Origin of the sequence: Cupriavidus alkaliphilus, from assembly GCF_900094595.1 — a bacterium.
Taxonomy (GTDB): Bacteria; Pseudomonadota; Gammaproteobacteria; order Burkholderiales; family Burkholderiaceae; genus Cupriavidus; species Cupriavidus alkaliphilus.
Window position 1 is genome coordinate 102862 of the sequence record NZ_FMAD01000006.1, and the last position, 26991, is coordinate 129852.

21 protein-coding genes are annotated in these 26991 nt (G+C 60.5%); 4 read left to right on the top strand and 17 right to left on the bottom strand.

All coding sequences use genetic code 11. The features are described from left to right. The first annotated feature begins 153 nt into the window (after window positions 1–153). Complete coding sequence (locus tag GA0116996_RS14300; RefSeq protein ID WP_092312593.1) at window positions 154–618, top strand: hypothetical protein; 465 nt, start codon at window positions 154–156, stop codon at window positions 616–618. Between the two features lie 33 nt (window positions 619–651). On the opposite strand, the gene GA0116996_RS14305 is transcribed toward GA0116996_RS14300, so the two are convergent. The 17 genes from GA0116996_RS14305 to GA0116996_RS14365 all read right to left on the bottom strand — a co-directional run bounded on the left by GA0116996_RS14305 (window position 652) and on the right by GA0116996_RS14365 (window position 23809). Beyond that, a complete protein-coding gene (locus tag GA0116996_RS14305) occupies window positions 652–1722 on the bottom strand; it encodes a DUF6708 domain-containing protein (protein WP_092312596.1) in 1071 nt (356 codons plus the stop codon). A 64-nt stretch (window positions 1723–1786) separates the two neighbouring features. Continuing rightward, entirely contained in the window at window positions 1787–2926 is a 1140-nt protein-coding gene (locus GA0116996_RS14310; RefSeq protein ID WP_092312599.1) for a DUF6708 domain-containing protein, read from the bottom strand. Between the two features lie 140 nt (window positions 2927–3066). Beyond that, window positions 3067–4092, bottom strand: a complete 1026-nt coding sequence (locus GA0116996_RS28020; protein ID WP_141693738.1) for a hypothetical protein — start codon at window positions 4090–4092, stop codon at window positions 3067–3069. Between the two features lie 47 nt (window positions 4093–4139). Beyond that, on the bottom strand, window positions 4140–5669 hold the full coding sequence (locus tag GA0116996_RS14315) for a T6SS effector BTH_I2691 family protein (protein WP_141693739.1): 1530 nt from the start codon (window positions 5667–5669) through the stop codon (window positions 4140–4142). Further along, the gene (locus tag GA0116996_RS28025) at window positions 5666–6082 is read right to left on the bottom strand and encodes a hypothetical protein (protein ID WP_141693740.1); all 417 of its coding nucleotides are present in this window, start codon (window positions 6080–6082) and stop codon (window positions 5666–5668) included. The genes GA0116996_RS14315 and GA0116996_RS28025 overlap by 4 nt, the downstream gene beginning before the upstream one ends. A gap of 144 nt (window positions 6083–6226) precedes the next feature. Beyond that, entirely contained in the window at window positions 6227–7147 is a 921-nt protein-coding gene (locus GA0116996_RS28030) for a DUF6708 domain-containing protein (protein ID WP_141693741.1), read from the bottom strand. A gap of 1 nt (window position 7148) precedes the next feature. Next, window positions 7149–10445 carry a T6SS effector BTH_I2691 family protein gene (locus tag GA0116996_RS28035; RefSeq protein ID WP_141693742.1) on the bottom strand — a complete coding sequence of 1099 codons (3297 nt, stop codon included), beginning with the start codon at window positions 10443–10445 and terminating at the stop codon, window positions 7149–7151. Between the two features lie 18 nt (window positions 10446–10463). Beyond that, entirely contained in the window at window positions 10464–11465 is a 1002-nt protein-coding gene (locus GA0116996_RS28040; protein WP_141693743.1) for a hypothetical protein, read from the bottom strand. Further along, window positions 11453–14209: a type VI secretion system Vgr family protein gene (locus GA0116996_RS14325; RefSeq protein ID WP_092312608.1), complete on the bottom strand. Its 2757-nt coding sequence runs from the start codon at window positions 14207–14209 to the stop codon at window positions 11453–11455. Before GA0116996_RS14325 ends, GA0116996_RS28040 begins: the two co-directional genes overlap by 13 nt. 40 nt (window positions 14210–14249) lie before the next feature. Beyond that, on the bottom strand, window positions 14250–16979 hold the full coding sequence (tssH, locus tag GA0116996_RS14330) for a type VI secretion system ATPase TssH (protein WP_092312611.1): 2730 nt from the start codon (window positions 16977–16979) through the stop codon (window positions 14250–14252). Between the two features lie 80 nt (window positions 16980–17059). Beyond that, window positions 17060–18151, bottom strand: coding sequence for a type VI secretion system baseplate subunit TssG (tssG, locus tag GA0116996_RS14335; protein ID WP_092312614.1), 1092 nt, complete (start codon window positions 18149–18151; stop codon window positions 17060–17062). After that, the gene (tssF, locus tag GA0116996_RS14340; protein ID WP_092312617.1) at window positions 18115–19962 is read right to left on the bottom strand and encodes a type VI secretion system baseplate subunit TssF; all 1848 of its coding nucleotides are present in this window, start codon (window positions 19960–19962) and stop codon (window positions 18115–18117) included. Before tssF ends, tssG begins: the two co-directional genes overlap by 37 nt. Window positions 19963–20051: 89 nt before the next feature. Further along, the gene (gene tssE, locus GA0116996_RS14345; protein ID WP_012355845.1) at window positions 20052–20525 is read right to left on the bottom strand and encodes a type VI secretion system baseplate subunit TssE; all 474 of its coding nucleotides are present in this window, start codon (window positions 20523–20525) and stop codon (window positions 20052–20054) included. Window positions 20526–20585: 60 nt separating this feature from the next. After that, the gene (locus GA0116996_RS14350) at window positions 20586–21089 is read right to left on the bottom strand and encodes an Hcp family type VI secretion system effector (protein WP_012355844.1); all 504 of its coding nucleotides are present in this window, start codon (window positions 21087–21089) and stop codon (window positions 20586–20588) included. A gap of 94 nt (window positions 21090–21183) precedes the next feature. Next, complete coding sequence (tssC, locus tag GA0116996_RS14355; RefSeq protein WP_062803262.1) at window positions 21184–22674, bottom strand: type VI secretion system contractile sheath large subunit; 1491 nt, start codon at window positions 22672–22674, stop codon at window positions 21184–21186. Continuing rightward, window positions 22667–23182: a type VI secretion system contractile sheath small subunit gene (gene tssB / locus GA0116996_RS14360; protein ID WP_012355842.1), complete on the bottom strand. Its 516-nt coding sequence runs from the start codon at window positions 23180–23182 to the stop codon at window positions 22667–22669. The genes tssC and tssB overlap by 8 nt, the downstream gene beginning before the upstream one ends. 36 nt (window positions 23183–23218) lie before the next feature. Continuing rightward, complete coding sequence (locus GA0116996_RS14365) at window positions 23219–23809, bottom strand: tetratricopeptide repeat protein (RefSeq protein ID WP_092313327.1); 591 nt, start codon at window positions 23807–23809, stop codon at window positions 23219–23221. Between the two features lie 301 nt (window positions 23810–24110). Between GA0116996_RS14365 and tssJ the strand changes: the two genes are divergently transcribed. Genes tssJ through icmH form a run of 3 tightly spaced genes read left to right on the top strand, consistent with a single transcriptional unit; the run spans window position 24111 to window position 26978 of the window. Beyond that, the gene (gene tssJ / locus GA0116996_RS14370) at window positions 24111–24800 is read left to right on the top strand and encodes a type VI secretion system lipoprotein TssJ (protein ID WP_244159867.1); all 690 of its coding nucleotides are present in this window, start codon (window positions 24111–24113) and stop codon (window positions 24798–24800) included. A gap of 40 nt (window positions 24801–24840) precedes the next feature. Next, on the top strand, window positions 24841–26187 hold the full coding sequence (gene tssK / locus GA0116996_RS14375) for a type VI secretion system baseplate subunit TssK (RefSeq protein WP_092312620.1): 1347 nt from the start codon (window positions 24841–24843) through the stop codon (window positions 26185–26187). After that, entirely contained in the window at window positions 26184–26978 is a 795-nt protein-coding gene (gene icmH / locus GA0116996_RS14380) for a type IVB secretion system protein IcmH/DotU (protein ID WP_092312623.1), read from the top strand. The genes tssK and icmH overlap by 4 nt, the downstream gene beginning before the upstream one ends. Window positions 26979–26991: the final 13 nt, after the last annotated feature.

A 26991-nucleotide genomic window follows, 5' to 3' on the forward strand; every position in this document is an offset into this window, starting at 1 on the left:
TTGGCGGTGCGGTAAGGCCATGGGCGTGGTGTCAGTGCGCGGATTTGCGACGTACACTCTGCCGGACACTGCAGGTCTACCGGCGCGATTTTCCGCCCCGTGTGTTCCACATCCGCAAAAATCTCCGTTGCCCCTTGTCCTGCCTTCCCGCCAATGAAAGGTCTGCTTAGAACCCTGTCACTACAAGCCACGCTGGTCTTCATTGTTTTACTCGTTCCCGTGGCAGTGTACGAACTAGTCTCGCAGTCCAGGTTTCGGGATGTGGAACTGTTGACATTCGGCGGCGCCCTGGTCTATCCGGCGTACATTGGACTGTGGATCCGAAAGCTGCGAAGTGCCCGGGCCAGGTTCATTCTTTATCATCTGCTGCTGGTACTGGTGACCGCATTCATGGCGCTCATCGCCGGCGGAAATCAGCCCACCATGGCCAGGATCGTGATTCCCGCGATCGTCGGTGCCGCCGCACTGCCCGTTGCAGCGATTGCCGGGCTGCGCGGCAACCGGTGGCTCGCCATCACGGGCTTGGGCAGTGCCGCCATATCGCTGCCTGTCGGCGCCGCCCTGTCGTGGGGCATTTTTGTTGCTGCAGCGCTGTCCGGTATGCGCGGGGGTATATAGCGGCACCGCCACTAAGTGCTAGTGCCGAGCCATTCAAGCGGCGGTCCCGTCCGGACCAAGCCGTTCCCTGCGCTCGGCATCGTATTCAAGGGCCAGCTTCACCGCCTGTTCGCGGTATGCCAGCAGCCGCTCGTCCCCGTCAGGACCGACGGTTTTTGCGTTGCCGGCATAGCTGGGCTCCTCCAGAATGAAGGGATCCTGCGGGTCGATCAAGCAGGCATTCTCCACATCCTCCGGCCAGACAGGACGCTTGCAGGTTTTCATGGCAACGTAGCGAAACAGAGCCCATGGCAAAGTAATGGGCAGCATCAAAATGCCAAGAAAGCCCGAAAACTGCCCACTGACCTGCGTGATCACCATATTGCGCAGCGTTGTTTCTGTCGAAACGGTGAGTGCCAGCGGTGGGAATGGCAGGCTCTGCGGGCCTTCTTCCATATAGCGACGCACCATCTCCCAATGTTCCAGTACCGCACCGCGACTGGTGCTGCCATCCATGCCGACGGCAAAGGTATCGCGCACCATGCGTTGATCGTCCAGGACATTGCAACGCAGGTCGAAGGTGTAGTGGCCCGGATTCCCAGCTGCTGGACTAGATCGGCCGATGTAGAAGTAGGCACTGTCCCAAGGTATGGTCAGCACACCGCCCGGACCGTTGTGCCGGAAGACGTAGACCATCCTGTTCTTGCGGTTGAAGCGGATCGGGTAGTGGGTGTAGCAGAAGAAGTCTTTGAGCCAGATGAATTTGATAAAACACAGGGCTGTTGCCAGACAGGCAATCACCGCCACCCATCCAGAAATGATCGATGCGCGTGTAGGTTCGAGATTGTCGCCAGTCGGCACATAAATAGTGGACCCAAACAGGCCGCCGAAAAATACCAGCATTGCGATAAAGGGGGCGCCCCCCATTGCCGCCCAGCCACGCTGCAAGAAGAACCGGTCCATGTACTCCACGAATGTGGAGTTCAGACGCAACAAGCCGTGGTCGTTTGGCGGGAGGTCGGCAATGCGCTGCCTCGGATCGAGGTGTTCGGCAATCTCGTATTCACGCAACGGCCGATTCAGTTTGTAGCGGGTCAGCCAACCGGCGTATTCACCTTCTTTCATGTATTGGCCATCAACAAGTTTGCACAGGCCTTACATCAGCCTCGTCCTAATCCAGACAACCGGGCTATCGCGCCATGGCCTCATCAAGGCCCTCTGCGGTTCCCCAGCGCCGCATGAACTCCACCTCATCCGCGTTAGCCAGCTTGCCTTCTGCGCGATACACCATTGCAGTCATCACAGCGCCAGCCTGTACGGGCCGCTCCTCTGGCTCTCCAATGCCAGAGTCGCTCTCCCACTCCTTCGGAAAGCGCGCCCACGAGCAAGTGGATTGCGCCAGGGCCATATACATGGGCAGATAGAATGACACATCCATCTCCAACCTGCATTGTGCAGCGCTTGGCATCCCGCAATAGGTGCTGTAGGCAGGTGGCAGATAGCGCGGCACTTGTTTGAACGACGCCGGGGCATTGGGTGGAATCACATCGACCGAAGGGCCTTCCTCCATATATTGGCGAATGTACTCCCACAGGCCAGCGACTCCCTCCGGGAAGTATGTGTTTGTCGCGGACTCGATAAAGATGACGTCCTCGCCTTCTGCAGAAGTATCGTCTGCACTGAATGGAGGGTGGTAAAGAACCAAAGGCTGCGCCTGCTCGTAGCGGACAACTTTGGGCTCCATGCGTGCGGGAAATGGCTTCAGCACTGCCTCCAGGCGATCCCATGCGAACACCTTGTCGCCACCACAATAGCCAGGTCGCAATACGTAGACCTGGCGAGTCTTGCGGTTGAATCGGACACGCCCGCGCAACGGGCTGAAGAACGCTGTACGCGCACCCAGGCCAATGAACATCATGACGACGAAAAACACGAAGCCGGCCACAAACAACAACATGACCGTCCACCCGCCAATCACCAGCGTGAGCATTGCCGATTCATAGGGTTCGTTCCAGCTGAGGAAAAACACCCTGCCAAACAACAGCGGATGAAGCGCCAGGCCGTACCAGAGCCAAATCGTGAACAGACAACCAAGTAGTACCAGCAGCGCCCAGGACGTCACCAAGCTTTGCACGCCGAAACCGGGGTTGGCAAGTTCCAGATAGGCGTCGTTCTGCGCATAGATGCAACGGCCGGGGATAAAGACGCCCTCGGCAGGACTGTTTTCATCGACGCGCCAACGACGCTGTCCGTCGATGTTCAATAGCTCCCGGCTATTTGCGATGGATCGGCGCCTGGCGCGTGCGTATTCGTATTCGCGACCGAACATGATTTCATCCCAACTGCGGCTCTCGCCGTACCAACGGGGTGAAAGTGTACCTTGGACTGACAGACCACTTGACGTGAAAAAGTAGAAGCCATCTCGGGCAAAGGAAGGCCGCCCTTAGTCCGGACTATTGCGGCAGCCTTCTACATAAAGAGAAACGGCGCGGCAATCAATAACCACAGCCCTCCCCACAGAAAGGTAGAGAGGGCTCCGATGATAGCCCACCGAAATCTCAAGCGCGGGAGCTTTCCAGCAAATGCGGCTTGTTCGAGGGGCGATAAGGGTTCCTTACGGTATGGATTTGATCCTTCAAATGCCATAGCTTGTTTCATTGCCACTGAATACTCAGGATATCTTCCGCGGCACTGAAGCCAAGCCGCAGATCGAAACCACCAATATCCAATTACGCCATAAAAATAGTAATAGCACCAAGTGAAGAGACTTGACTCCAATCTAAAATTGCGATCAACCAGTCGGCTAAAACCTATCTGATCTATTCTAGCCAGCACAGCTCTTCTGTCATTGACTGGAGGCTGAGCAAGAACAGACGGCACCATTTCAGGCGCATAATCCATGTATCGACGAATGAACTCCCAATTCATGCCGCATACGCTAGGCAGTCTCGAAGGGGGAGCCACGACTACAGCGTCAACAATCTTCCTATTCGCATCTAGAATAGCAATCTGAGGAGTATAGATTGTTGCCGCACCAGCCGTGGAGATCAATTGCGCACGATATATAAAGGGATGCACATCATCATAGTTGAAGACACGCCATCCGAGACTCTTTCCTCTCCATGCATAAATTTGTCGACTCTTTCTACTCAGGATAACTGGTGGTGGCACCGGACTAGTTACCCAGAAATAGATGCCAACGCCCGGTCCCACTATAAAGGCAATGAAGATAGCGGCAACGGGCACAGTGAACCATATAGGTATATCGGAGCCCATCGCCTTTGGACCAAAAACAAGGGCCAAGACGAGCATATAACTCAAAGTGAATGCACTTAAAACGATCCACATCCCGCGATCTACGTTCATTTCGCTGTCAATGAACGTCAAAAAAGCCGGGTTAATGTCCTGAACTTGATCTCTGGCATCTGGCTCATGAATTGCAGGCTCATCTCCGCGAGGCAAAAGAATTCCCCACGCACCGCTCTGATTCGGCAACTCTCTTAATCCTACTAATTGCGCCTTGAGATATTTACCACGCCCTATCATAATCGCCCTTTATTAATGACATTGAGCAGCCATTCTCCGAGCATAGCCACCAAGGCCAACGCGATCATCAGCACAAATCCTAGGCCAGCGCTTAGCACCCCAAAGAGCACGAGAAGCGCAATCGCCCCGCCCGCAATAGATGTAGTCATATAGAGATAGTACATGGGAACGTCACCCTGTTTCTCTGCATCCTTAGCTTTCCAATAATCAAGAACCGCTCCCAAGAATGCCCCTGCCGTGCCGATGAGCTTCCCCAAAAAACCCACCAGCAATGCCCGGTTAGAAACCTTTGTCATGAACAATCTGAATGGCCGGGCGAGCGAAGTCTTACCCCAGGCCGAACGTTCAAGCCCCTTACCGGCCACCTCAACGGCACTGCCCGCAAGGCTTGTCAACGCTCCAATTAACTGCAACTGCCGTTGTCCCGGGGTTCCCTTCTTCGGGTCAGGTAGCTCGACACATGCCTTATAGACATTCCATCCGTCCAGAATCAGTCCTGCCGCTCCCAGCCCGATATCGAGTTTGATCGCACTTGCAGTCCGGCCACGCAGCGCGGCACGCAGTTGGTCCTCGTGCAAAAGCACATTGTCTAACTGATCAAGATTTGCGCTACTGAATAAACGCTTATTATCCTCGTCCCAAAACACGGTCCAGTGAAAGACACGCCTGCCTCTCGCATTGCGCGCCTCCGGCACCCGAGCGCGAGCGCCCGTACGCTCGGACAACTCAGTCCGGACGTGGTTGTCGATCCGCCGCCGCAGAGCCTGCCTATCGACATTGGGATGCGCGCGTGCCAACTCGTCCACGATGATATGCGCCATCTCAGCTTCAGATGCCCGAATCTTGAGCTGTCGCAGTGGTCTGTTGGCAAGAAGGCCAAGCAATGCCACGTGGCGATAGCGCGCGGCAAAACCGACCATGGCATCTCCCGCTTTCCCGGCTGCCGCTCCTCCCGAGCGGCCCAGCAATGTCACGATTGGCGCCGACATGGTGTACGCCATCCGGGCCACACTGCTCATCGCGCCCGCCAGTTCATTGGCATGGCCTTTCTCTAACACGTGGGCAAAGGCCTTGAATACATTGCTCCAAGCCCCGGGATTTCCTACCTCTAACTCAGCAGTCGCCGCCTTCTCTAGTTTTTTGGCCGCCTCGGAGTTGTCAAGCACGAGGGCTCGCAGCACCGTGTTCTTACGCTCCGTAAATGAACCCTGCAACTCCTTAAGAAGGATATCGGACACCGGCTCGATACCAACAATGTCATAAAGGCAAGCCATTACCAGGCTGGTCATGGCTTCGCCGCTCTTGATATCGGTGTCATCGTGGTTGCAGGCCATCGCCTCACGATATGGTGTTCCTCCGTACCATTTCACAAAGCTCCGCGCCAGGGGCGCCAAGGTATTCTTGGCGTACGCGTTCATATCGCGCTCGAGCTCTTTATCGAAGGCCTCTCGGTTAGGCTCGTTGTAATCGTTCAGATACTCCTCCCAAGCATTTCGCCGCGCGCGCTTTTCTTCATCCGGCGTCACCTACGGGCCTTACGACTAATAATCACTGGTGGCTTTACAGGGTTAGTCACTGTTTTATACACCAGAACAACGGGGCCGATTATGCTTGAAAGAAAAACACCTACAACAACCGCCAGTACGCCAAAAGGGGTCTCACGCGCAAGAAGTGGAGGCAGAAAAGTTATCGCCCCCAGAAGCATGTAGCTGGATATGAAGATACCGATAGTCAGCCACATTCCCCCATCGACGTTCATCTCACTATCAACGAAAGTCAGGTAAGCAGGGTTGATATCCTGGACTTGTTCATGAGCGTCAGGCTCATGAGTTGCCTGCTCTTTCCTGTGGGGCAAAAGAAAACCCCACGCACCGCTTTCGTGCGGGAGGGATTTCAACCCAAGCAACTGCGCTTTTATATATTTTTCGCCTCCACTCATATTCTCGTTTTTTCACTCCGACAAACGGCAGCGTTGACCGTCGATGCTCAATAGTTCTCGGCTCCTGGCGATAGATCGCCGCTTGGCTCGTGCGTACTCGTATTCGGGCCCGAACATGAACTCGTCAATGCGCCGTCCAACGGACTATTTTACGGACAAATCCGACCATTTCAACACAGGGGCAAGTCGAAGTGCAATATACTCACAAAATCCGATTGGTATAAACACCCAAAACAATGGAATGAATAAAATCAAACTATAAAAACGAGCTGCAACATGCATTCGCTCGCGCCGTCTCACACCCTCACCCGTAAAATCCAACATAGGATAATATCGTAATAGGCATCTAGCCAAGGAAACCTCAACTATTACTGAATTAGACGCCAACCTTCCCGGACCATTTTCCATGTAATCTCGAATGCATGCCCACAATTGATGCAGAGCAGCCGGAAAGAGTTCATCAGACTTCAAAACAATCCGCCGCACCACTCTATTCGTACCCGGGTCGCACTCAGCAATTATAAGAGAATATCGCACCGAATAAGTCTTTCCATTGTACCCGGAAATCTTTGCAATCTCCGCAGCGAGATGTTCCCAGCGCAATTCGCTCTGCACCACTTTCCATCTCAAAAATGGATTAAGCTTAGTTACATACTCCATTGAAAGCACACACCCTGTATCACGACAAAAACGTACCGGCAGGTCCCGCGGAGTGCGCAGCTCCTTCTTTATCACATACAGGATAGCAACGAGAAAACCAAGCAATCCGACAGCAAACAACGCCGCACCCAATGGTATTTTTGAAAAACCTTTCATTAACATCAGCGCGATAGTGTCAGCGATCGAGAGCATGCCAACCAACATCCCCACCCCGAAAAGCAATCCCGCACCTCTTTGCATGGAGGCCGCGCGAGAAAGCTCCAGACAATGCTCATCCATACTCAGTAAATCCTGAACAATAGTGGGCGGCTTCTCAGAAGAAGTGTGCATTGTCGCGTCCCGCCCTGGGAGGTCTTCATACCAATACGGACTCTGCGGCTCGAGCCGGGATTTATTTGCTGTCATGTCAATCGCTTACTGCAATAAGTTTTTCTGCCCAACCCTCCGGATCATTCCTATCCGGCCAAAACCGTACCTCAATTTGGGCCCGCTTATAGATGTGCGTATTCAACTCTATGCTTTCTTCAACAACGTACGCGCCATTCTCGGTTCTACCTGCACCTTGCCGATTACGATACTTTGCGGCAGTATCAACAACTTTGGTCGGCATCGCCTTCATTTGGGGCAACACTTCCGCATCACGTCCTCCGGCCATCACCAACTGCGCCTGACCACGCGCGTCAATGGCTTTAACCTTCCACTCGTACACGGATTTAAATTTTTCGAAATTCGAAAACTTTAGCTTCACTTTCAGGGTGTCAAAACCAGAGGTTGCTTCAAGCCAGTCGTCATTAAAACCAAGCTCCACGCCCAGTCCCAAGACTAGCGCATTTAAATCCGCAAGCTCTTCACTGAGTTGAGCGTCAGTCCACTTTCCTTCTGCTCTCTCACCATAGCCCCAGTAGCAGCGATCGAGCCAGATCTCCACAGGCGTAGACTCCAATGAAGTTGCCCACCAGTAGAGCAACACACCCGCCGCGACCAACAACAACATCCAGCCTAGTGGTCCAATTCCAAGCAAACCGCCAACAAGAGCAGTCGAAAACCCAGATCCAACTGCGACTGCAGCGCCAACACCAAATGCAACGGCCGCAGCACCATAAACAACTGCTGCGCTTGCATCGCCTTGCTGCCATGCTCTCCACCCTGTACAGGCAGCTTGAATCGCATCTATGCTAAGTGAGATGGCGCCGAGGATCGCACCTGCCTTCACGAATGACTCGGCTGGGGTCCTGCCTAGTGCTTTAAATCCAAGACCAACACCTTCCGACATCGCAGCCAGCATTCCGAACGTCGCGGAGACTACAGGTAATTTGGCCTCGATGCCTCCTTGAGGTCCAATCATGGCATCCATGGACTTCTTCGAATCCCTGAACGCCCAATACTGAAGGACCAGCGAACCTACTGCCAACATCGGCTCACCGCCTCCCGCGACAAGCTTTAGGCTTCTTGCGGCTAGTTCACGCGCTACCACTTTTGCCACGCCAGGCAACATTCTGACTGAATTTTCCAATGGCCGAAGAACTTGTACGGCTTCTCGGCTCAGGGTGATGCCGGCCACTTTCAAGGCGCTCGCTACCCCGATACCTAAGTCGGTGCTCTCGCGCTTCGCCTTTGCGATCGACATTTCGATCGCTTTTTTCACATCCTCTGCTTGCTCAAAGGACCAGATAGTAACTTCGATAACTGTATTCCTCACTTTTTCGTTGGGAACGGTGAGGATACCGCCAAGCAGGACACTACGGGCTTTGCGTCCAGCAACTTCGGTCAACCGCTTGCCAGCCTCGTTACCCTTACGGGACAGCTGGTTCAGCAGATCCACGTACTGCCCTACTGTCATCTTCAGCTGAAGTAGGATGGGGCTCGCATTGCGATAGAGTTTTAGAGCAGCCTGAGTAGCTCTTCTAACTGCTACCTCGATCGCGTCCATAGTCTTATCGACCATTTGCGCGGCAGCACCTTCAATCGCAGCCAGTGTATGAGCCGCTGCCTGCTGAACCTCACTATTCATGAAGTTCTTGAACTTGTCCGGCAGTTTGATCTCATCCGAACCCAAGATGCCTTTTACGGTGTCATACAGTTTATCCCCCTTATTCAACTCGTCCCCTTCTTGGGGCTTCGTTCCAGATGGGAACAGATACTTCAGTAGTTCCTTTCTGCCACCCATGATGGCGGCATAAGGGATCGTATAGCCTGTCGGATTGGTATCATCTTTCTGTTTTGTTAGCCACTCCTCCCAGAGCTTCACACCAGCCTTACCGTGAGGCCCGCCTGCAAGGCACGGCGCGCACATGATCATCAGTCGGACATTTCCATGGAGCTTATCCAGGTCGTAGTCGCCGAGCCACCTCTTCCATTCATCTGCACGTGCCCATACTTCCCAGTCCGAATCGCAATCCATGATGCGATTCGTGAGCTCGCTCATCTGTCGACCATATTCCTTCTCAAACTTGTCGCGCTCAACTTCGTTATACCGCTCCTCCAACTTCGTCCAAGTGGCCTTGTTCTTTGAGTCGATCCGTTCCTTCCGCGTCGTAGAGACCGTTCGGACGGCATCGGGAGTGTAGTTTGGATTGCCGACCAAATACGATGCCGTGACCTTGTCCGCTACGCCGCGAGTCTTTTCATCGTCCTCAATCGCCTGGGCGGTCGCCACCGCTATCTGCTTCTTAAGGCCTACGATAGCCTGTGATATAAGCAGCGGGCGTGCAACTGCGCCACAGTACGCTTGGCGCCATTGAATACGATCATGTGTCTGCCCATTGAGTTCTTTGACGATTCCAACGGGGTCATAAAGCGCAAATGCAGCAATCTTCCCTGGCTTGCCGCGCTTGCTTTGCTTCTCTGCGGCACTTGCGACGAATTTTTTCAAAGCAAGGCCGTGGCCAGGCCTTTCAAAGTTGCCGTGGAGGCTTTGCCAGCGCCGCCCTTTTTGAGTCTGTTGTGCCCCCCGATCGTTCCAGTAGCCGCCATCGTAGCTACAGCGACGTGCGTACTGGGCCGCATCATCGACATACTCTAGTACTACGTCGTTCAGACTTGGCTGACCCTGAGAGATTTCGAATGCGTGCCGAACCTTACCAGGTGCCGACGCCAACGCGCCGATCGAACAAAATTGCATACGCTCGTCCGGAGCCCTTTCATAATTGGCACGGACTTTGGGTGACCAAATGTCTTCCGCGAATGCCAGCCAAACCTTGTCATAGCCTGGTGGGATGGTGATAAAACTGGCCGGTATGTTATGCCCTTCGCGTTTGCAAGCCTCCGTCATCGGCCGATCGACCTTCCAGTCAGGGTCATCTGGGTCCGCAAGCAAGCGTAGGTAGCCGTCAGCCGTCACGACGTATGTTTGCCATACGCCTGGTTTGCCTAAATATACGTGAACGAAACCTTTACGCAGCGAACGCAAAGCGTACTTGCTCAAGCTCAGCGGCTTTTTCTCGAACTTGTCAAGCGTGGAGACGGCGTCAAGTGGCAGGGTACCCGAATTCTGCAGGTAGCTCGGTATGACAGCGTAGCGCACCGGAAGAATTGGGTAACCTTCGCGATCACAAAAGCCACACTTTCCACTGCTATTTCCTGGTGCACACTTCCTGGCCGCATCCGCATTGGCACGCATCGCTGAAGCACCGGCAGACGGCTTTTGCGGAGTTTGACTGACAGTAGCCGTATTGGCGGGCCCGGGTTTTGTAGTCTTGGACATCGTTGCCTCGTATCTCTCTCACTTTGGCGCACTGCCAGCGGACTCGTATGACGCAATTTCGTGCAGCACAGCGTCTGAGTGACCGGCGAGAATATCTGTTAACGTCAACTCATCCGTTCCAGCCAGCGCTTCCAGCGCAGCCTGTACCACCGGATGCAAGAACCAATCCTCACTTAACGTGAGACAGTTCATTGCGAAAAAGACCACGTCTTGTTGTCCATACAGCCCGTTTTCATAGGCTTGGCGAACAACCTTATCCAGCGTCACCTCCGGGAATTCCGGCAATGAGAGACCCGCCTTTCGCATTGCCATTGCAACTAGCTTCGCCTCTCGGATGCGCCTCTGATCATCCCAGACTGCGCTAACCTGCCGTCCGGATAGCGGAAGCAACGTACTCCGCGCGTCGATGATGTTATTTCGTCCGACTTCCGGGGGCGACACAACTCGAAGTTGTTGCAACATATCAACAAACCACCAACTCGAAATGTTAGTTAGTCGCGACCAGGCGAAAGATGGATACCGGTCTACAATCAACGCCAATCGATGAGGTTCAAACCATGGCAGTACCTTTCGTCCAGATAGTGGATGCGAAAGGATGGAGGACACTGCGATATGCCTGGCGAATTCTTCGCCGTTCAAGGTAGTGGCAATCCACCCACATACATAGGAGCCGTTGACGCTCGCGCACCGGGACACAGCATTGTCTACAGTTTCCAGCAACAGTTCTTCGTCTCGATAACCACGATCCCCAGGGGAATACAGTGTCACCACCAGCGGGCAAAGTTCCGGCTGGTGTTGAAAATCGGCACGCATGGATCGATGAAACTTTACCGAAGGAACACGCTGCTCTAGATGATCCGGGTGGAGAGAATCGAAGGGCGCGACGGGATGATTCGGATCTAACACCACATGAATATAGTTGGCGGCATTGACTTCCCTCGCCTGGAATAGCGCTCGCCGCAGTTGGTCGGAAACGTCGTTGACGACGTTTCTCACAGCATCGTTATTCATGATTTCCATTCACATTCGGCGAGCGAACCCGCCGGCGTCACGGCCGCCGCCCCACCGCCCCCCGGCCCCACAAACAAATGCTGCCCCCCCTTAAACGTAGTCATCCCCGGCGCATGCACCTCGATCGTGTTCCCCAGCACCCGGATCTGCGCCCCGGCCGCATTCAGTAGCACATGCTCCTTGGCTTGCACATTGACCGCCCCCTGAGACGAGGACACCGTCACCAGCTTTTCCGCGGCGATGCGTCCCTGGCCCTGCAGGCTGGCAACCCCCACCTTCCCACTCGCTGCATGCATGGCAATCCCCGCACCGGCCTCACCCCCAGCCTTGCCATGGGTGAACAAACTCAGCCCGTCCGCCACCGCCACCGACAAATTCCCGCCCGCCGCCACATTGGCATCCTTCTGCGCCGCCATCGTCAGTTGCGTACCCGCAACCAGCACCGCATCGGCAGGCGTCGTTGCGGCGATGCCCTTGGGGGCGGAGACCTGCAGGTGGGGTTCGTTGTAAGCCGTGGCGCTGGCCTTGCCATCGGTTCCCGTTTCCGTATGGCGCAGCACTTCGGTGGTGTGCTTCAGTTGCGCGATGGCCGGCAGTTCGGCGGGGGCCGGCTCCTCCGGTAAATCCGCCTTCTGCTTGCGTGCGACATCGGCCAGCGAGGTCAGCAGTTCGGTGCTGGCTTCCACCTGCGTTGCAGCGCCCTCGCTGTCCAGCAGCGGCACGCTGGTGCCCGCGCCGTGGGCGGTCAGCAGCATGCCGGAGCCGCCGCGCAGGGCACCGCTGTCGGCTGTCTCCAGCGCGGCGCCGTGGCCGAGTGCGGCCTGGCGGGCGTTGTCACGCTGGTCCAGGTGGTGGCCCAGCGTCAGCGCCGAGGCTGCCTGCGTGGTCGACAGCAGCGTGCGGCTCTGCCCGGCGGTATCGTCGAAGACCAGCTGGTTGTAGCCGCCGGTGCCATCCTGGCTGTGGGCCAGTGCCTGGGTCTTGATGCCGGACAGCACCGCATTGTGGGCATGGCCTTGCTGGCCATCGGGCTGGCTGTTGCCGTCCTGCTTGCCATCGGCGGCCTCGTTGCTGCCGGCAAACCACGCGGGTGCGTTGCCGGTGGCGTTGGCGGCGCCGGTCTGGTTCTGGTTGTACTGGGCGCTGGCCTGTCCGCGGCCGTTGTAGGCGGCGCCGATCACCACCGGGCGGTCGATGTCGCCATGCTGGAATTCCACCACCACTTCCTGGCCGACCCGCGGCAGCGCCACGCCGCCCCAGTTGGGGCCGGCAACCGGGGTCGATACGCGCACCCAGCTGCCCAATCCGGCTTCGGCGCGGGCGTTGTCGTCGCCGGCGGGATGAGACAGCCGGCTGGCCGAACGGGCGCCGCGCTGCCAGTGGAACTGGACCTTTACCCGATGGTCGCGGTCGGTATGCACGCGACCGTCCGTGCCGATGACGACGGCGGTCTGGGCGCCGGTGACGGTGGGCCGGGGGTGCAGTTGGCGGCCCTGCCCGTCAAGCTGTTGCGGGCGGTATGGGACCTTTGCCGGCACTACCGTAAATTGGTTGCGGTAGAACGGCACGTCCGCGGCTACCGTAGCGCCTTCTGCTAGCGCCGCGGCAGCCTGGTCTGTCCCGAGCAATTGATCGATGACGCCCCGGAAGCGCTCGTTCAGGTTGTTGCGGGCCGCATGCGTCACCGCCAGGACGACAAAGCGGCGCTCGTCGTCTCCTTGCACGTGCTCGTAGTCATAATGGCCGGTCAGCATGAAGCGGCTGGCAGGCGCCAGCGTGCGTACGCTGCCTTCGCCAGAGAACGACAGACGTCGTACTTCCAGCGCCTCCACCAGTTGCCGGGCATGGCGCTGCGCCTGCTCGCCGTCCTCGAACCAGTATTGGCCGGGGTAATCGGTGTCTTGCAAGGACGGGGCGGCTGAATTGCCCTCGGTCGATGCACCGGCCTCGGCACTGCGAACCGCCTTGGCACGATAGTCCCAGCTCGCCACGGCTACGGCGTTGGTCTGCAACCTGCGCGTGCCTTGCCAGCGGTCGATCACGTCTTCGGCAGCGGTGGCATCGGCGCGGCCGAAGCGGATGCTGGCCTGTTCGTTGTCCTGGAAGACATCGTTGGCATCGGCGATCACCATGCGGTGCGTGCCAAGTGCCTCGCCGTCGGCGGCTTCATGCTCGAAGTAATAGAACAAGCCCTCTTCAGCGAGCAGGCGCGTCACAAAATCGAAGTCGCTCTCTTCGTACTGCGTGACGATGCTGCGGCGCGGATATGCCGAGGCGTCGCGCAGCGCCCAGCGCCACGCCGGCACCAGCTTGCCCTGACCGTTGTAGTCGCCGAACACGCTGTCCACCACTTCGACTACTGACATGTCCTGGAACAGGAAACTGTCGCGCCGGTGGCGCAGGAACGCCAGCCATGGCTCGACCACCATCCGGTAGCGTGCCAGCCCGCCATTGGCGCCCACGCGCTCAAACCGTGTGACGTGGCCATGGAAGGGCCGCAGCGTGGTGCGGCTGCGCTGGGTCAGCAGGTCGACGCGCACGGCCTGGCCCAGCAGGCTTTGCGCTTCGATGCCGGCGTTATCCGACACCGCCGTCAGTTCGATGCGGAACCCGCCGCCGTCCAGCTGCTCTGCCGCTTGCAACTGCTCCGGCATCAGCGCGTCTTGCCCAAGGGGCGTCTGCAGGCGCAGCAAGCGGTCGGCCTGCGAGAAAGCGGCGCCAAGCAATTTGGCCAGGTCGGTCGCTGAAACCATGGATTACTCCCGCGATGTCACGAGTCTGCGCATGCCGATATCAGCTGATGCGGTACTTGAACTCACCGTTCTTGCCCGTGGTGACCTTGATCTTGTCGACGCCGCCGCCTTCAGCCATGCGCACCAGCACGGTCTGCGCGATCTCCGGAAGCAGCGTCCCGTTCAGGATATGGTCGACCGCACGCGCACCGGCATCGACTTCGGTGCAGCGCGCCAGCACCGCCTCGACCAGCGCGTTGTCCCACTGGAATTCCGCCTGGTGGTTGGCGGTCACGCGGTCGCGGATGCGGCCGAGCTTGAGCGTGATGATCTCCACCAGCACGTCGTCCGGAATCGGGTAGTACGGCACCACCTTGGTACGCCCCAGGAAGGCCGGCTTGAACGCCTTGTACAGCGTCGGTCGCAGCATCTCGGCCAAGGCATCGGCGTCAGGCAGTTCCTCGGCGGACTTGTTCAGGCAAGCCTGCATGATCGCCGACGAGCCGACATTCGACGTCAGGATGATGATGGTGTTGCGGAAGTCGATGGGCCGCCCTTCGGCATCGTCCATCTCGCCCTTGTCGAACACTTGGAAAAACATCTCCAGCACGTCCGGGTGGGCTTTCTCGATCTCGTCCAGCAACACCACGCTGTAGGGGTTGCGCCGCACGGCCTCGGTCAGCACGCCGCCCTCGCCGTAACCGACATAGCCCGGCGGCGACCCCTTCAGCCCCGACACGCTGTGCGCTTCCTGGTACTCGCTCATGTTGATGGTGATGAGCTTGCGTTCGCCACCGTAGAGGATATCTGCCAGCGCCAGCGCGGTTTCGGTCTTGCCAACGCCGGACGGGCCGGCGAACAGGAACACGCCGCGCGGCTTGTTGGGATCTTCCAGGTTCGCGGTGGCGGTGCGCACGCGCTGGGCGATTGCATCCAGCGCATGGTCCTGGCCGATCACGCGCGCGGCCAGCAAGGGCTTCAGGTTCAGCACCGTGCGCAGCTCGTCCTTGACCATGCGGCCAAGGGGAATCCCGGTCCATGCCGATACGATCTCCGAAACCACGTGACCGTCCACCTGCAATGGCACCATCGGCGCCTCACCCTGGAGCGCACGAAGTTGCGCCAGCAGCCCGTCAAGCTCGTCGGGCTCCGCAGCCGCAGCGGCTGGCTTGCGGCTGCCCTTGCGCGGCATTGCTACCACATCGCTGTTGGCGGCCATGGCCGGCTCGGCTGCTTCCGCCTCCGCATCGTTGCTCTGCTCCCGCGCGGTGCGCAGCGCCTGGATACGTGCCACCAGCTCGCGCTCCTGCGCCAGGCGCGCATCGGCGGCGGCCACGCGTTGTTCCAGCTCGGCGCGCTGTGCTTCCAGCGTTGCCAGACGCTCCGCGTGCGCGGCGCCGGCGCGTTGCTCGCGCTGCAGCGCGGCCAGTTCTACGGCCAGGCGCTCGAGCGCCTTGCGATCGTCCTCGATCGCGCCTGGCGTGGCGCTCTGCCCCAGCGCCACCTTGGCGCAAGCGGTATCGAGCACGCTGACCGCCTTGTCCGGCAGCTGGCGGCCGCTGATGTAGCGATGCGACAGGCGCACCGCCTCGGTGATAGCTTCGTCCAGCACGCGCACGCCGAAATGGCGCTCCATCAGCGGAACCATGCCGCGCAGCATCGCTGCCGCCAGGGCTTCGCTGGGCTCGTCCACCTTCACCACCTGGAAACGGCGTGCCAGCGCGGCGTCCTTCTCGAAGTACTTCTTGTATTCGCTCCAGGTGGTGGCCGCGATGGTCCGCAACTCGCCCCGCGCCAGCGCGGGCTTGAGCAGGTTGGCGGCATCGTTCTGCCCGGCCTGGCCGCCTGCGCCGATGATGGTATGGGCTTCGTCGATAAACAGGATGATGGGCTGCGGGCTCTTGCGAACCTCCTCGATCACGTTCTTCAGGCGATTCTCGAATTCGCCTTTCACGCTGGCACCGGCCTGCAGCAGCCCCATGTCGAGCGTACGCACGGTCACGCCCTGCAGCGGAGGCGGCACGTCGCCCACTGCAATACGCTGCGCAAGACCTTCGACCACCGCGGTCTTGCCGACGCCGGCCTCGCCGGTCAGGATCGGGTTGTTCTGCCGGCGCCGCATCAGGATGTCGATGACCTGGCGGATTTCGGCATCGCGCCCGATCACCGGGTCGATGCGGCCATCGCGGGCCGATTGAGTCAGGTCGACAGTGAACTGATCAAGCGCCGGCGTCGCGGTCAGCGCGGGCGCTGCCGTGGCACCGTTGGCGCTTGCCGTGACGCCACTGCCATCGACAATGTCCACCGCCTGCTCCCGCTCTTCGGAACCGGCGGTCAGCTTGTCGAAATCATGCTTGAGGCGGTCCGCGTCGAACTCGGCAAAGCGATGCGAGCCGCGTACCGCCAGCGGCGCCAGCGCCGGCTCTGTCAGCAAGGCCAGCAGCAGGTGGCCCGATCGGATGCGGGTGGTCTGGGAGTCGAGCGACGCAATCAGCCACGCATGTTCGAACAGCTTCGGCAGATAGGGCGAAAAGGCCGGCGTGCGCGTATTGCCGTTCTTGAAGCGCGCGATTTCCGCTTCCAGGTCGCGCTGCAGCGCCGAAGGATCGATGCCGCTGGCGCGCACGGCCACCGCGAAATCGCTGCGCGCGTTCTCCAGCAACGCCAGGAACAGGTGCTCCAGGTCGACCTCATAGTTGCCGCGCGCCATGCACAGCGACGCGGCACGCTCTGCGGCCTGCCGGCAGCTTGCATTCAGTTTGGCGATCAACGTCTTGAGGGGAATGGCCATGGCGGCTTGGGCTCCGGTAGGTGTGAATCGCGTTGGTGGCGCGCGTTAGTGGCGAAATCGGGACGAAAGCAAAGCTGTACTCAATGCACGGGTGCAAGCGTGTAGCGCGCATCGCTGCGGTCCTGGCGCGCGGGCCTGGTGCTGAGGAAGGTATCCCAGCCAAGCCTGCCGCTGCCCTCGGCGCCGAGCGCGCAGCCGGATACGTCGCTGGCGCGCAGGATGAGGCCGACTTCGTACTCCAGCGTCGCGCCGCACAGCACCGTCACCATCTTGCGCAAGGCCAGGGCGCCTTCGGCGCCGGGCAGGAAGTTTCGATACTGTTCGCGGCCCAATGGCCCCATCCAGATCCGCACGCGCAGGTCGCGCTGCCAGACACGGGCTCCGGCCAGTGCTGTGGCGCCCAGCAGATTGTTGGTGCCGCCAAGCCGCGAATACTGCGACGGCGGCACCTGATACCAGCCGCCGACGAACTGCTCCACGCGCACTTCAGCCTGGAAGTAGTCGGACAGCACCTGCTGCAAATAGGCGGCCGATACCGGCCGGTGGCGCGCGGCGGTGGCATACCCGGCCAGCGCTTCGTCATGCACAACCCCGGCCGTGGCTGACAGGCTGCGCCGCATCGACTTGTCTGCCGTGCCGGCCAGCGACAGCAGCAGTGGCAGGTAATGCCGGTTGCGATCAACTTCATGCTGGAACGGCAGCCGGTACTTCTTCCACGCCTGGTAGAACAGCGCCGTGGCGCGATTGGAAAAGATGTCGAAGAAGGCGCGTGCGGCGCGGTCACGGCGCAGGGTTTCACGCTCCGCCACGATCTCGGTGTAGTGCAGCGGCAGCGCGCCCTGCGCGCCCAGCATCCCGAAGAAAGTGGGCGTGATCGAGACCTGGTCCAGCGCACCATCGGCCAGGGCCTGGGCAAATGCCGCATCGCTCTCCAGTTCGCCATTCAACGCCGTGGCGGCCTCGATGGACTGCAGCTCGCTCGGCGGAAACGACAGCGACAGCGTATTGCGGAAGGCGACGCGCGTGGCGAGCACCTGCTCCGGCGTGCCGGCACCTTCGCGCGCATAGTGAAGCTCAAGCAACCGCACCGCCTGAAAAAACTCATAGCGGTAGGGTTGCCGCAGCAGCGTGCGGATTACACCAGGATCGATTCGCCGCTGCGGGGTGCGCATCTTGCCAGTTCCTTGCCGCCGCGGCGCGATACCGCGACCAGCTGCACAAAGCTGTTCAGGTGGACATAGAGGCCAAAGAAATGATCCATGACCCGGATAAAGCGATGCAGGCCGGTGCCGACGAAGGCATCCTCGTCGAGCGTCAGCTGGATCTCGAGCCCGCGTACAAAGGTGGCAAACGGTTTGCCGGCCAGCCACTGCGTGGTCGGCTTGTAGTCCAGGCCCACGATGCCTTCGATCTGCCGCGCCGAGATCGCACTGCGCGGCAGGTCATGCAGGCGCAGCATCTCCTTGAGCGTGGCCAGGCCGTTCTGCACCAAGGACAGGTGGTTCAGCGCCAGCAGCGAGACCAGCCGCCACTGCGACGAGCGCCCGCTGCTCAGCCGCATCGACGGCGTCGGCTTGCGCAGGAAGCTGATGCGGCGGGCGATCGAGCTGCCCTCCATGGCCAGGTCGCCATCGGGCTGGCCGAACGCCAGCAACGCGGGCAGGTCGCGGTTGGTACAGGTCACGCTCAGGCTCAGCGTTTCCGTGCGTGGGCTGGCGGGGTCGAAGTCCGAATCGACGATGGAGATTTCGGTCTCGAAGCCCGGGCTGCGTTCCGCTACCAGGGCATTGCGGCGGGCGATCCAGTAGTGGCCGGCGCTGCCCGGATCTTCACCGTGGTGCAGAGAGTAGAACGGCCGGAACTCCACCACGTCGTGACTGGCGGCGGTTTCACGCACCAGTTGCACCTGGTCGATCGAATAGATCTCGAAACCGTGTGCGCGGCGGCTGTCGGCCACCACCGGGTAAGCGGTGGCGGTATGCTCGATGCGGATCGGGTCGGCCTTTTGCCGGAACAGGTTGACCACCGGCGTGCAGTGCAGGCGCAGGTGGGCAGCGCCCAGCCCTTCGAGCAGGCGCGCGGTGTTGCTGTCGCTGCGGACCTCGGTCAGCACCAGGTGCAGCGTCACGCGGCGTACGGCGCCGCCGGGCAGCAGTGCCCGCTGAACCGGATCCAGGTCAAGGTCGAAGAAGTTGAATTTCTCGGCAAAGCCGAAATGCTCGCTCAGCAGGCGGTATGCCGGATGCGAGCGCGCGGGGGTGTCGATCAGCGCCTCGTCCGCGCCGAAGCCCACCTCGCGCACCGGCACCCGCTGCAGGCGTTTCCACACACCCGGGCGCTCTTCCGCATATGCCGCGGCCACGTGCAGGAACAGTGCGTCGCCCAGCGCCGCCACGAATGACGGCTCGCCGTCCAGGTACACGCGTACCGCCTGGCGGCCCAGCGCATCGAAGCCGCCCTGCTCGCCCAGGCACTCCAGCTCGATCGAAATGGCGCCCGTGGCGCCCTTCGGCAAGGTCACCGTCGACGGGGCAGACACTGCCCGCTCAAAGCCGGCGGCAGCGACCCGCAACGGCAGGAAGGTCACGTCATAGGCGGTGCGGAAACGGCACTCAACCTTGCGTACCGGGCGCGTCGTCAGCAACGTGCCGCGCGGCACCTTGACCGGCGCGCTCAACTGCGCCGCCATGCCGGCCACGTCGAAATGCGCAATCGAACAGGACGGAAACGGGCTCAGGTAGTGCGGATACAGCACCTCCAGCAGCGCTTCGGTGAATTCGGGGTATTCGTCGTCAAGCTTCTTGCTGATGCGCGCGGACAGGAAGGCGAACGATTCGATCATCCGCTCGACGTGGGGGTCGTCGCAGCCATCGGCCGACATTGCCAGGCGCGCCGCGATCTTGGGATAGCGCTCGGCAAAGTCGCGCGAATACCGGCGCAGAAAGGCCAGTTCGCGTTCGTAATATGGCAGCAAGTCTTCCATTCTGTGTGGCCGGTGGTGACACTAGTGAGGCAAGTACGCAGCGATAGAGGTCTTTGGCTCCGACAGCCAACCTGACGCGCCGCCGCGCTTCAGCCCCGCCCCCGCGTGACCGAGTACTGCAGCGTCGATGGCTGCAGCATGGCATCGAAGCTGACCGGCTCGCGCGCGGGCCCCACCAGCAGTACTGCACTGATGCCGAAGCACAGCACGCTGGTGGCCCGCTCGTTGACCGACAGCGCGACGTTGACGTTCTGCAAGCGCGGCTCATGGCGCTCGATCGCATTGCGCAACGACTGGCAGATGTACTGGCGGTCATCAAAGCTGGCCAGGCTCAGCCCCGCGAAGTCATTGAGCCCATAGGTCAGCAGCGACCGGCGGCATTCGGGCAAGCCGTTGAAATCGGCATCCTCGTGGACGATGCGCGTGTTCAGCAGCGACTCGATATCGCGCGCGACGGTCGCCTTCAGCTCCTCCAGCGACAATTGCCGCAGCGCGCTGGGCAGCGGCGCGTGCGGCTCGTCGTCGAAGAGCTTGTCGAGCAGGCTGGGCTCAAAGCCTTTCATGGGAGCGAACAAGCAAATGCCGCGGCAACGCTGCCGCGGCAAGGCTTGACTGCAGGAACGTCAGACCGAGTAGGTCTTGTCGTTCTTGGTCAGGCTCCAGGCGCCCTGGGAGTTGCCGCCCTGGTTGCCGCCGATCTTCTGCTGCGTGTACTTCCACTGCACGGCAGCGTACTTCAGCGTGAAGCTGTCGCTGGGGATGCCCTCGGCAACCACGTTGGCCGAGACCGCGCCCAGGATGGCGTTCTTCAGCTTGATTTCCAGGTACTTGACGCGCTTGCCTTCACCGTCGGCTCGCAGGAAGTCGATGGTGACTTCGTCGAACGTGGTGCCGCCCGACACGTGCTGGTACAGCAGCGGGCTGACCACGTCCAGATCCTTGGTGAACACCATCTCGCCGTGTTCGCAGCGCTCGGCGGTATGGCCGCCCGCGGTGGACGCGGTTGCCGAACGCGGCTGCGTGATGCTGTGCTTCCAGGTGTTGACCTCGATCCAGTCCTTGTGGTCCTTGTCTTGCGATTCGCCCTTGATTGCCGGGCTGCCGAACTTGACGTAGATATCCTTCATGGAAAGACCCTCGATGAAAATCGCTATTTAGGCTTCTTGCCAGTTTCCTGGCATTGCTAGGTACTGCGCCCGCATTCCCCCGCAGGGATCACGGTCAGGAGTTTGCCGCTTTCGGCAAATCCGCAACCAGCCGCAGCGAGATCGAAAGTTCGTCAAGCTGGAAGTGCGGGCGCAGGAAGGCGACGGAGCGGTAGGTGCCCGGCTTGCCCGGTACCTCCGACACCTGGATCGAGGCTTCCCGCAAGGGGAACTGTGCCTTCTGCTCCTGGCTGGCGTTATCGTCCAGCAGAACGTATTGGGAGATCCAGCGGTTCAGGAAGCTCTCCACGTTCTGCGCTGAAGCAAAGCTGCCGATCTTGTCCCGCATCATGGCCTTGAGGTAATGCGCCACGCGCGACACGGAGAAGATGTACTGCAACTGGGCCGACAGCACGGCATTGGCGTTCGCGCTGTCGGTGTTGTACTTCTTGGGCTTCTGCACCGACTGGGCGGCGAAGAACGCGGCATAGTCCGAGTTCTTGCAGTGCACCAGCGGGATGAAGCCGAGGTCGCTCAACTCCTTCTCGCGGCGATCGGTGATGGCGATCTCGGTCGGGCACTTGAGTGCGATTTCGCCATCGTCGGTCTTGAATGTATGCGTCGGCAGGTCCTCGACCAGGCCGCCGCCTTCGACGCCGCGGATGGCGGCGCACCAGCCAAAATCTTCAAAGGCCGCGGTCAGACGCGCGCCGAAGGCCCAGGCTGCGTTGCACCACAGATACTTGCCATGGTCGGTGCCGTCCACATCCTCGACGAAATTAAAGCCCTCGACCGTGGTGCCGTCCTTCGGGTTGTACGGCAAGCGCCCCAGGAAGCGCGGCATGGTCAGGCCGACGTAGCGCGAATCCTCGGATTCGCGGAACGACTTCCACTTGGCATATTCGACCGTATCGAACACCTTGGCCAGATCGCGCGGCTTGCCAAGGTCAGCGAAGGTCTCCAGGCCGAGCAGCTCGGGCGACGCCGACGCGATGAACGGCGCGTGCGAGGCCGAGGCCACGTGCGACATCTGCTCGATGAAATAGACGTCCTCGGGCTGGCGGGTAATTTCGTAGTCGCCGATCAGCGCGCCGAACGGGGCGCCGCCAAAGGTGCCGAACTCTTCTTCGTAGACCTTCTTGAACAGCGCGCTCTGGTCGAAGTCAATGGCGGTCTTGAAGTCACGCACCAGGTCGCGCTTGGTCGCGTTCAACGCCTTGATCTTGATCATCGTGCCGGTCTGCGTCTCCTTGACCAGGTACGACAGGCCGCGCCACGTGCTCTCCAGCTTCTGGAACTCCGGCGCATGCATCACGGCGCTGAGCTGGGCCGAGATCAGGCGATCCAGCTCGGCCACGCGCGCATCCAGCGTCGCCGACAGGTTGTCGGACACCACCACGGTGCCGTCCAGTACCTGGCTGACCAGCTCGCCAATGATGTCCTTGGCGCGCGCATGCTCGGAATCCGACTTCGCCACCTTGCTTTGCTCGACGATCTCGTCGAGCAGGTTCAACGTGCCGACAGCCGCACCGGGCTGGGCAACTGCAGCGGACTGGTTATCAAGCATCGTCGCCACCGTTCCTGGCATTGGCACCGAGCTTTTGCAGCGACTCGGTATTGGTCAGCACCTCCGAAAGCAGGTCTTCCAGCTTGTCGTTGCCTGCCAGCTTGTTGCGCAGGTCGGCCAGCTTGGAGCGGGCCTCGAGCAGCTTGCGCAGCGGCTCGATCTGCTCGACCACGGCTTCCGGATTGAAGTCTTCGAGGGAATGGAACTTCAGGTCCACGCCGAACTTGCCGCCTTCCTCGGAAAGCGTGTTCGGCACCTGGAATGCCGCGCGCGGCTCGATGCCGGCCATCACGTCGTCGAAGTTGTCGCGATCGATATTGACGAACTTGCGGTCGCGCAGCTTGGGCTGGGCCACTTCGGACTGACCCGACAGGTCAGCCACCACGCCCACGACAAAGGGCAGTTCCTTCTGCTCGATGGCATCGCCCTTCTCGACGTCGTACGTCAGTTGCACGCGCGGGGGACGCACCTTCTGCAGGCGCTTCTGGACACTTTCTTTCTTGGCCATCACTACTCTCCGATCTGGCGGAATCCGGTCTGGGAATCAGCGCAGGGCGCCGAACGGGTCTGCGCTGCCGCCGCCCGAAGCCGCGGGCTGTGCCGCCTGCGCCGGTTGCGCTGCGGCGGCCGTCGGCTTGGCAGGCGCGGCACGGCGGCGCGGCACCGGCTTGGCCGCGGGCGCGGCATTCTTGTCGCGGGGGAACAGCACTTGCTCGCCCAGCGTGTCGCGCAGCATCTGGGCCAGCAACTGGGCATCGGAGCGGACGTCGCCAGCCAGGGCGCTGTCGGCGCGCAGTTCCTGCAGCGAGCGGCGCGCCACGCGCAGGCCGCTGACCGCCAGCACGCTCTTGGCCTTGCGGTCGGTGGCGTCGCGCTGCAGCGCTTCTTCGGCCGCGACGATTGCTTGCGGGTAGTGCTCGGCGCCGAACTGGATCTGCGCCATGCGCGACCACGGCTCTTCGCGCGTCGGATTGTTCTTGGCGATCTGCTCGAACAGGCTGAGGGCCTGGTCGCGCTGGCCGCTGGTCAGTGCCGCCTCGGCCTCGGACATGCTTTGCTTGAACGACTCATCGCTCTGCGGTCCCGGATTGGAGGTTGCGCAGCCGGCCAGCAGCACGGCGGAGCTGGCCAGCATCACCAGGGTGCGTTGGATTCCTGACTTGGGCTTGTAGTCGTTCACGGCGAGTCTCTGTGAAAGTTCAAGATTGCGGCGGGGCGATCCGGGCCTGGCCCTGGCAAGATCCGTTTGGGAAAAGTGCCAAATGCCAATAATGTCAGAACTGTGTTGAACCCGAATTGGCCGGAATAGTACACTCTGCCGCTTACGGCTGACAACAGATCGGCTGATATTGTCAGCATTAGTACTTTTTGGTAGTTCTCTACTGTTTTGTCGGATAAGTCTCCGTCTGCTGAATTAGATAGTTCTTACTTCTGTCATGCGACAAATTGAATTCAGTCTGGAGCCGTACAGCGAGCCAGCCGCTCATGCCCCGCGCCGCCACGTCACGGGCCAGCGCGCCGGACTGGGCGCGTTGGCCGCGGCCGTTTGCATTGCGGCGCTGACAGGCTGCTCGGTCGGCGGCACGCTGCTGGCGGGCGCAGCCAGCGGCGCGCTGGAAGCCGTTGGCCTCAAGCCGTCCAACGTGCCGGAATCCCAGAAGCCGCCGCGCGAAGTCCCGCTGAAGCTGTACGCCGGCAACAACCTGAATGCGGCAGCTGATAACCGGCCGGCTGCCATCGTGGTGCGGCTCTACAAGCTGAAGGATCCCACCAGTTTCCTGCAGGCGCCGTTCGATACCTTCATCGACCCGCAACGAGAACAGAAGACATTGGGCGCTGACCTGGTCCAGGTTAGAGAGATGACTCTAATTCCTGGCCAGCGCTATGAAATCGTGGAAAAGGTCACGCGCGAAGCGGGAACGTTCGGCGTGGTGGCACTGTTTCGCAGCCCTGCCCCGCAGCGCTGGAAATTCGCCTTTGACACTGCCAAGAGCGAAAAGTCCGGGATCACCATCGGCCTGCACGCCTGCGCCATGACGCTGACCGTCGGCGATGCCATCACGCCGGCGGGTGCCGCGGCCAGCAGCAATCTGAACCTCGTCTCGGCAGCCGGCTGCCGCACCTGAACTAGCCGACCAGGCACCAACAAGGACAACAAAGGCAAACGTGAGTTATTCCGCCAAGATTTTGTGGGGCGAAGGCCTGTTCCTGCGGCCCCAGCATTTCCAGCGGCAGGACGCATACCATGAGTCGCGCCTGCACGCCACTGCGCAAGTGATCCAGCCCTACGGCTGGGGCGTGCGCAATGCCAGTTTTGACACGGATGCGCTTGCCAGCGGGGTGCTGCGCGTGACCGAGCTGTCGCTGTTCTTCCCCGACGGCGAGCTGTATTCCGCGCCCCAGGCCGACGAACTGCCGCCACCCGTGGTGCTTGACGCCATTCCCGCCGGCACTTCGGAACTGACCTTCTACCTGGCCCTGCAGCCGCTGCATGACGCCGGCGGCAACTACCGCGACGACGCGGAAGGATCGCTGTCGTCCCGCTATGTCGGCCTGCAGACCGAAACGTCGGACCTGTTCACCGAGGCTGAACCGGCAGCCATCACTTACCTGAAAAAGGCGGTACGGCTGGTGGCCGAGACCGAGCCGCGCGACCAGTTCATCTCTCTGCCGGTCGTGCGCATCCGGCGCACCGCGACCGGCGGCTTCGAACTGGACGAGACCTTTGTCGCCCCCAGCTTGTCGATCAATGCATCGGCCGTGCTGTACCTGCGCCTGCGGCGCCTGATCGACGCGCTGCAGGCCAAGGTCAATGCACTGTACGGCTTCCATCGCGAACCCACCAAGAACATCATTGAATTCCGCTCGGGCGATATCGCGTCGTTCTGGCTGCTGCACACTGCCAACGCTTCTTTCGCTGCGCTGGCGCACCTGTTCCACCATCCCGAGCTGCATCCCGAGCGCCTCTTCCAGGAAATGCTGCGCCTGGCCGGCGCGCTAATGACCTTTTCGAAGAGCCACACGCTGGCCGATCTTCCGGTCTATGACCACGACAGCCCGGGCCCGGTCTTTGCGCGGCTGGACAGCATCATCCGCGACCTGCTCGATACCGTCATCTCTACGCGCTACTTTTCGATCGCGCTGGACGAGACCCGCCCCTCGTTCCATCTGGGTCGGCTGGATTCCGGCAAGATCGACGACAAGACCAGCTTCTACCTGTCAGTCAGCGCCGACATGCCCGTTGCCGAGCTGGTCGAGGCCATCCCAAGCCGCTTCAAAGTCGGCGCTCCGGACGACGTGGACAAGCTGGTGCTGTCGTCGATGCCGGGCGTGCCGCTGAGCTACACGCCGCAGGTGCCGCCCGCCATCCCGGTGCGTCCTGGCGCGTGCTATTTCGCGATCGAGGCGCGCGGCGCGCTTTACGACCGCATGCTGCAGGCCCAGACCATCACCATCTACACCCCGGCCGGCATCCGGGAACTCAAACTTGAACTGATTGCGGTGACTTCATGAGCGCTACCTCCACGCCTTCGCTGTTCGGTGCTGCGCCGGCCGGCCAGCCTTCCCCTGCCGCCGGAGGCTCCGCCGACGGCGCCATGCACGCGCGCACCCTGCTCGACCTGCTCTACGACGGCTTCTTTATGCTGTTTCTGCTGCGCAACGGCCAGCAACCGGGCAGCGCCGAGGAGTTCCTGCAGAAGGTACGCGACTTCCTCGATGACTTCGAGCGCGGCGCCAAGCGGCTCAACGTCTCGGCCGAAGACATCTTCGATGCCAAGTACGCGTTCTGCGCCGCCATCGATGAGACCATCCTCGCGTCCAGCTTCAGCATCCGCAGCACGTGGGAGCGGCGTCCGCTGCAACTGGTGCTGTTCGGCGAGCAGCTGGCGGGCGAAGGGTTTTTCACCAAGCTGGAAGAACTGCGCGCGCAGGGCGCCCCGCGCCTGCAGGCGCTGGAAGTGTTCCATATGTGCCTGCTGCTGGGGTTCCGCGGCAAGTACATCCTGGAGGGGCCGGAGAAGCTGGCCTACCTGACCGCGCGCCTTGGCGACGAGATCTCGGCAATCAAGGGCAAGCGTGCCGCCTTCGCCCCGCAATGGCCGATCCCGGACAAGATCTCTCACGCGCTCAAGCGCGAAACCCCGCTGTGGATCTTCGGCGCGGTCTTTGCGTTGATCGCCCTGCTGGCCTTCCTTGGACTGTCGACTACGCTGCGCTCGCAGACCAGCGACACGCTGCAGGGCTACTCGCAGGTGATCAAGCTGGGCCCGCGCTATTCGCACCTGACCATCTCGCTGCCCTGATGCCGCGTTGATG